Origin of the sequence: Paraburkholderia sp. MM5384-R2 (assembly GCF_014201025.1) — a bacterium.
Taxonomy (GTDB): Bacteria; Pseudomonadota; Gammaproteobacteria; order Burkholderiales; family Burkholderiaceae; genus Paraburkholderia; species Paraburkholderia tuberum.
The window spans coordinates 337,341-343,764 of record NZ_JACHDI010000006.1; the positions used below are offsets into that span (position 1 = coordinate 337,341).

General features: G+C 64.6%; 2 protein-coding genes and 3 pseudogenes. 2 read left to right on the plus strand and 3 right to left on the minus strand.

Annotation, left to right across the window (positions count from 1 at the left end; all coding sequences use genetic code 11):
• Positions 1 to 91 precede the first annotated feature (91 nt).
• Positions 92 to 1,037, minus strand: a pseudogene (locus HDG37_RS13625) (ABC transporter ATP-binding protein).
• Between the two features lie 57 nt (positions 1,038 to 1,094).
• On the opposite strand from HDG37_RS13625, the gene HDG37_RS13630 reads away from it, so the two are divergent.
• Both HDG37_RS13630 and HDG37_RS13635 read left to right on the plus strand, forming a co-directional pair.
• Positions 1,095 to 1,493 (plus strand): GNAT family N-acetyltransferase, encoded by a 399-nt coding sequence (locus HDG37_RS13630; protein WP_260334789.1) that lies wholly within the window; start codon positions 1,095 to 1,097, stop codon positions 1,491 to 1,493.
• A 7-nt stretch (positions 1,494 to 1,500) separates the two neighbouring features.
• A pseudogene (locus HDG37_RS13635) lies at positions 1,501 to 4,687 on the plus strand (multidrug efflux RND transporter permease subunit).
• A 5-nt stretch (positions 4,688 to 4,692) separates the two neighbouring features.
• Here HDG37_RS13635 and HDG37_RS39220 read toward each other — a convergent pair.
• Both HDG37_RS39220 and HDG37_RS13645 read right to left on the minus strand, forming a co-directional pair.
• Positions 4,693 to 4,950 (minus strand): GNAT family N-acetyltransferase, encoded by a 258-nt coding sequence (locus HDG37_RS39220; protein ID WP_260334791.1) that lies wholly within the window; start codon positions 4,948 to 4,950, stop codon positions 4,693 to 4,695.
• A gap of 464 nt (positions 4,951 to 5,414) precedes the next feature.
• Positions 5,415 to 6,424: pseudogene (locus tag HDG37_RS13645) on the minus strand (alkaline phosphatase); the annotation flags it as partial.

The window sequence follows — 6,424 nt, forward strand, 5'->3', positions numbered from 1 at the left end:
TTGGCCCATCACCAGGCCATCAGCTCGGGCCGGTCGAGCGTGGGCTTTCGCCGCTGTCCCGGTTGTTGAACTCCCGCCCATGAAACAGGCGCTATTCGGTAGGAACGGGAACCCGGATGCACGCAACCCGCCGTGCATCACCTTGCTGGGAAACCGCTTGCGGTTGCGCATCGCCGCATGCGTCGATCGCGGCGGGGCAGCGCGTGCGGAACGCGCATCCCGAGGGCGGTTGCAAGGGCGACGCAATCTCGCCTTGAAGCAGCAGATGCCGTCGCGCGCGCTCGACGCTCGGGTCGGGAACCGGTACGGCCGACAGCAATGCACGGGTATAGGGATGCGCAGGTGCCGCGTACAGCGCGCGTTTTTCGCCGAACTCTATCACGCGCCCCATATACATCACCATCACGCGATGGCTGATTGCTTTCACCACGGCCAGATCGTGTGCGACGAACAGCAGCGACAACGACAGTTCGCGTTGCAAGTCGCGCAATAGATTAACGATTTGCGCTTGAATCGACACGTCGAGCGCGGACACCGGTTCATCGCAGATCACGAGTTGCGGCTCGCTGATCAATGCCCGTGCAATTCCGACGCGCTGACATTGCCCGCCCGAAAACTCATGCGGATAGCGCCGCAGATGCTGCGCATTCAGGCCGACGCGTTCGAGGATGGTCAGCACGCGAGCGCGCACATCGGCGCGCGCGACATCGGGCCGATGCGTGATCAACGGCTCCGCGACGATCTGCTCTCGTCATGCGCGGATCGAGCGACGCCAGCGGGTCCTGAAAGATCATCTGCACGTCGCGCCGCAAGATGCCGAGATCGCGCTTCGCGCCTTGCACGGTTTCGACGCCATGAAGCTTGACGCTGCCGCCCGACGCAGGCGCCAGACCGACGATCGCGCGCGCGAGCGTGGACTTGCCGCAGCCGGATTCACCCACCAGCCCGACGGTTTCGCCGCGCCGTACATCGAACGACACGCCGTCGACAGCGCGCAGCGTGGCCTTGCCAGACCACGGTAATTTGCCGCGCGGCATGGCACGTTGCAGACGCCGTATCGTTCGAACGCGACGGTCGGGAGCTGGCTCGAAAAAATGCCCGCGAACACGCTCGGACTGTGCGCGGAGGCGGGCGGTCGCGTGGTCGGGATGATCGACGTGTTGCCGAGCATGCACCGGATGGCGCATTGCGCGGGAATCGGTCTCTGCGTGCATGACGATTACGTCGGGCGCGGCATCGGCACGGCGTTGCTCGCGGCGGCCGTCGAGTGCGCGGATACGCTGCTCGGCCTGCGTCGGCTGGAGTTGACCGTGTTCGTCGACAACCACCGCGCGATCGCGCTGTACCAGCGCTTCGGTTTCGTCGAGGAAGGACGCTCGCCAGCGTTCGCGATGCGCGACGGCAAGCTGGTCGATGCATTCCATATGGCCCGTTTCGCCGATGCGCCGGTGTTCGCTTCGCCGGTTGCGCTCGCACCGAACCCACACGCGTGAGCATGCCTTGGCCGCCTTTTTTATCGACCGACCGGTCTTTGCGTGGATTCTGGCGCTTGCGGTAATCATCGCGGGCGCGCTCGCGTTGACGCAACTGCCGGTCGCGCAATACCCGCGACTCGCGCCCCCGCGTATCGTGATCGACGCCGTCTATCCGGGTGCATCGACGGAAGCCGTGGATGCGAACGTTGGCAGCATCATCGAAGAAAGTCTCGACGGTGCCGACGGGATGCTTTACTACGAAACCGCCAGCGACGGCCTCGGCAACCTTGAAATCGCGGCGACCTTCGCGCCCGGCACCAACCCCGATATCGCGATGATGGACGTGCAGAACCGGCTCAAGCAGGTCGAGCCGCGTTTGCCGCAACAGGTGGTGCAGCAGGGTATCAGCGTTTTCAAGGCCGCCAACACGTTTCTGATACTGGTCGCGCTGACATCCACCGATGGCACGCGCGATTCCGCGCAACTGAGCGACATCCTCAGCCGCGACATCATGCGCGAACTGAAGCGCGCGCCGGGCGTCGGTTCCGCGCAACTGTGGGACGCCGACGAAGCGTGGCGCGTCTGGCTCGATCCGATGAAGCTGCGCGAATTCGGCCTCGCCGGGTCCGACGTCAACGCCGCGATTGCCGCGCAAAACGCGAGCGTCGCGGCAGGCACACTCGGCGACGCGCCGCTGATGGACGGCCAGCAGCTGAGCGCGTCGGTGAGCGTCAAAGGGCAGTTGCTGTCGCCGGAGGAATTCGGCCAGATCGTGCTGAAAGCGCACCCCGACGGCTCGGCAGTGCGGCTTGCCGACGTCGCGCGGGTCGAGATCGGCCGCGACAACTATACGTTCTGGTCGCGCCTGAACGGCAAGCCGTCGGCGACGGTCGGGATTCAACTCGGGCCGCGCGGCAACGCGCTCGAAACATCGGACGCGATTCGGGCGCGGCTCGCGGAACTGGCGAGCCGTTTGCCGCCGGGCGTCGCGGTTCAGGTGCCGTTCGATAGCGCGCGCTTCGTCAACGTTGCGATTCGCGAAGTGCTGATCACGCTGGCCGAGGCGATCTTGCTGGTGTTTCTCGTGATGTGGCTGTTCCTGCGCGATCTGCGCTACGCGCTGGTGCCGACAGTGGTGATTCCGGTCACGCTGATGGGTGCGTTTGTCACGATGTACGCATTCGGCTTGTCGATCAACGTGTTCACGATGTTCGGCCTCGTGCTGGCGATTGGCGTTCTGGTCGACGACGCGATCGTGGTGGTCGAGAGCGTGCATCGCGTGATGGACGAGGAGGGCATGGCGCCGCGCGACGCGACATTGAAAGCGATGAAACAGATCGGCGGTGCGATCGTCGGCGTGACGGCGGTGCTGACCGCCGTGTTCGTGCCGATGGTGTTCTTTCCTGGCGGCGTCGGTGGGATTTGCCGGCAATTCGCGGTCGCGATGATTGCGTCGATGCTGGTGTCGTCTTTCATGGCGCTTTCGTTGACGCCCGCGTTGTGCGCGAACCTGCTGAGCGCGCCTGCGCAATCGGTCCGTCAGCGTGACGCGCGACGCGGTTTGCGTGGCGTCGCCGCGCGCCTCTCGACGCGTTTCGAACAGGGCTTTGATCGCGCGTCGCGCGGCTACCGGGCCATGACGGCCGCCGCGATGCGCCGGGTCGGGCCGCTGCTCGCGGTGTATGCCGTATTGCTGCTGCTGTGCGGCGCGTTGTACTGGCGGATGCCGGGCGGCTTCCTGCCCGTCGAAGACCAGGGCCAGCTGCAGGTGATGATCCAGTTGCCGGCCGGCGCGACGCAGGCGCGCACGCTCGCCGTCGTCGAAAAGACCGAGCCGATTTTGCGCATGCAAACGGCGGTGGCGAACGTGACAAGCGTGATCGGCTGGAGTTTCGAGGGCAGCGGACAGAACGTGGCGATGTCATTCGTCACGCTGAAAGACTGGGGCCGGCGCGGCGTTGATGCGATGACGCTGCGCGACACGTTGAACCGGTCGTTCAGCCGGATTCTCGACGGCAACGTGCAGGCGCAATTGCCGCCGTCGGTGCCGGGCGTGGGGCATTCGGACGGCTTCACGTTCCGGCTCGAAGATCGCGGCGGCTTGGGCCGCGACGCGTTGAAGGCCGCCCGCGACCAGCTTGCCGAGCGCGCGAAGGCCGATCCGTCGCTGGCGTCGATTCATTTCGAGGATCTGCCCGACGCGCCGCGTATCGAACTCGACGTGGACCGCGCGAAGGCGTACGCGCTCGGCTTATCGTTCGACCGGATTGCGGACGTGGTCGGCAGCACCTTTTGGCTCGCACTACGTCGACGATTTTCCGGCGGGTGGCCGGATGCGCCGCGTCCTGGTGGCGGGCGATGCGTCGACGCGGATGACGGAAACCGATCTGCTGGCGTTGTCGGTGCCGAACCAGTCGGGCGCGATGGTGCCGCTGTCGTCGGTTGCGACGCGCCGCTGGACCATCGGGCCAGTCGCATTGACGCGCTACAACGGCTATCCGTCGCTCGATCTGAACGGCCGTGCGGCGAGCGGTGTCAGTTCGGGGGCGGCGATGGAGGCGATGGAGCGGCTCGCGGCGAGCTTGCCTGCAGGCATCGCGTTCGACTGGGTCGATGCGGCGCGCGAAGAACGCGCGACGGCGCGGCTGACGCCGTTGCTGCTCGGACTGTCGCTGCTGGCGGTGTTCATGGCGCTGGCCGCGCTATACGAAAGCTGGACGATTCGGCTCGCGGTGTTGATGGTCGTACCGCTTGGCGTAGTCGGCGCCATTGCGGCGATGCTGATGCGCGGCATGCCGAACGACGTCTACTTCAAGGTTGGGATGATCACAGTGATCGGCTTGTCCGCGAAAAACGCGATCCTGATCGTGCAATTCGCGCGCGACCTGAGCCTACGCGGCGTGCCGCTGACGCGCGCGGTGATACGCGCGGCGGGCGCGCGATTTCGTCCGATCGTGATGACGTCGTCGGCGTTCCTGCTGGGCGTCGTGCCGCTGTTGCTGGCGAGCGGCGGCGGTGCGGAAAGCCGCCGGTCGATCGGTACGGGCGTGTTCGGCGGCGTCGTGACGGCGACCTTGCTCGGGCTGGTGTTTGCGCTGGTCGCGTTTCAGGCGGTGGCGGTGGTCGCGCAGCAAGGGGCGCGCGGCGCGCTGCGGCGCTTGCATGGCTATCGGCGTCAGTCGCGCGAGTTGATTCGCGATGTCAGCACATGATCGGCTCACGCGCCGTCGATCTTCAGATACGCACGCGCGAGGCCTTCGTTTTCAAAGCCGAGCCGCTCGAGGAGTCGCGCGCTGCGCAGATTGTCGGGCCGGTAATTCGCCATTACGCGATGCAGTTGCTGCGTGCTAAAGACGTGGTCGATTGCGTTGCTCAACCCTTTGCGCGCGAAGCCCGCGATCTTCGATGCGCCGCGATACCGGGAACCTGAGATGACGCGCCTGGAAGGATGCGAGACCAAAGATAGAAGTGTCATGGCGGTCTCACTGATGTGGCAACTATCGGCAGGGCGGTTATAGCCGATGTTATTTCAGGCCCACAGCTTCCGCCAGGCATAGCCAGTTGCATAGCTCGCCAATCGTTTTTATGTCTTTAAATTTGCCGTCCGCAAATCCGGTGAGCGGGGTTGACCGTGGTCGCGCAAATAAAGCAACACCCGCCGCAGGAAGATGCGTTCGTCCGAGCAGGAAAGCCGCACACCGCGCGCAGCAAGATGAACCGTCTTGGTTGACTATCACCACGCAGTTGCCTGAATGCAGGTCTATGTCACAGTTCGAAGAGTGTCTTGCGAACACACAATTTTGCCTCCCGGCTCCAGTAAAAAAACCCCCTCCAGAGAGGGGGCGATGAACCGCTCGCGAACCGTGCTTTTCGTATCGGATCAAAGCGCCATCAATTTCCCCACAATGAGACTTGCGAGGATCTCTGCGAGCCTTGCCGTCACACCAGCTTGATCGATGTCGGGTCTGCTGTCAGATAGCCGACCGACGCGCCGAAGCGATCCCTGTAGTTCGCGCGGACCAGCGGATCGAGCGTGTCCCTGAGCGCCTGCGTATGCTGGCTGCCCCAGTCGCCGGCATGCTGGAAGTTGCTCATGATGTAGGTCCAGCCGTTGAGTTCGTCGACCGCATGCAGACCGGTCGATTCGGCGCCGGCGGGTGTCGACAGCAGACGCGTGAGCTGCTTCGTGTCGACGTTGTACGCCCACAGGAAATTGTTCACGTGGTAGCCGCTGTCCTCGCCGATAAAGAGCGTGCGCAGCTTCTCCGAGAATTTCAGGTTGTCCGGGTTGGCGACCAACTCCGGGTCGGCCTTGTTGCCGAGCGCGTCGGCGGCGATATCCTTGCCGACCAGCAGCGCGCTGGTGTGCACCGGCACCCACTCGCTGTTGATCGCGGCACCCTGGTTATCCTTCTGGCCGCCCGCGAGCTTGTGCTGAAGCACGCCGCCGGCGTTGATCGCGGTGTCGACGGAAATGTTGCTCTCCGCGTTCCAGCCCTTCGCGTTGCCCTTCACCATCGAGTCGACGATGTTCTGCAAAGCGGAGTACGCGGTCTTGTCCTTGATGTTGACCGTCGTCCCTTCCATCTTCGTGAAGCCCATGCTGCCGCCCGCCAGGTAAGCGTAGCGATGGGTTTCGAGGAAAGCCGCAACCTTCTCCTTGCCCGGCATGATCCTGACCCACTGCGCGGTGCCGCCGGCGAAGATCTTCCGGTAGTTAGCGTCGGCAGGATCGGTCCACTTGACGTCGATGACGTCCTGCGGCCGATTCGACTTCGCCATGGCCTCGACTTCCGCGCTCGTCGCGTGACCCAGCCTGATCCACGTCAGGTCCGCGCCCGCCGCGGCCGGATCGACCGAGAAGCCCGCGCCCACTTTCGCCACATACAACGTGCCGGCCGACAGGTCCTTCTCGTTGTCCGCCACGAACATGAAGAGGCCGCTGTTGG

Bases quoted from the DNA above. Each gene is read 5' to 3' on its own strand.
- HDG37_RS13630 (WP_260334789.1), top strand. From the start codon at position 1,095: ATGCCCGCGAACACGCTCGGACTGTGCGCGGAGGCGGGCGGTCGCGTG.
- HDG37_RS39220 (WP_260334791.1), bottom strand. From the start codon at position 4,950: ATGACACTTCTATCTTTGGTCTCGCATCCTTCCAGGCGCGTCATCTCA.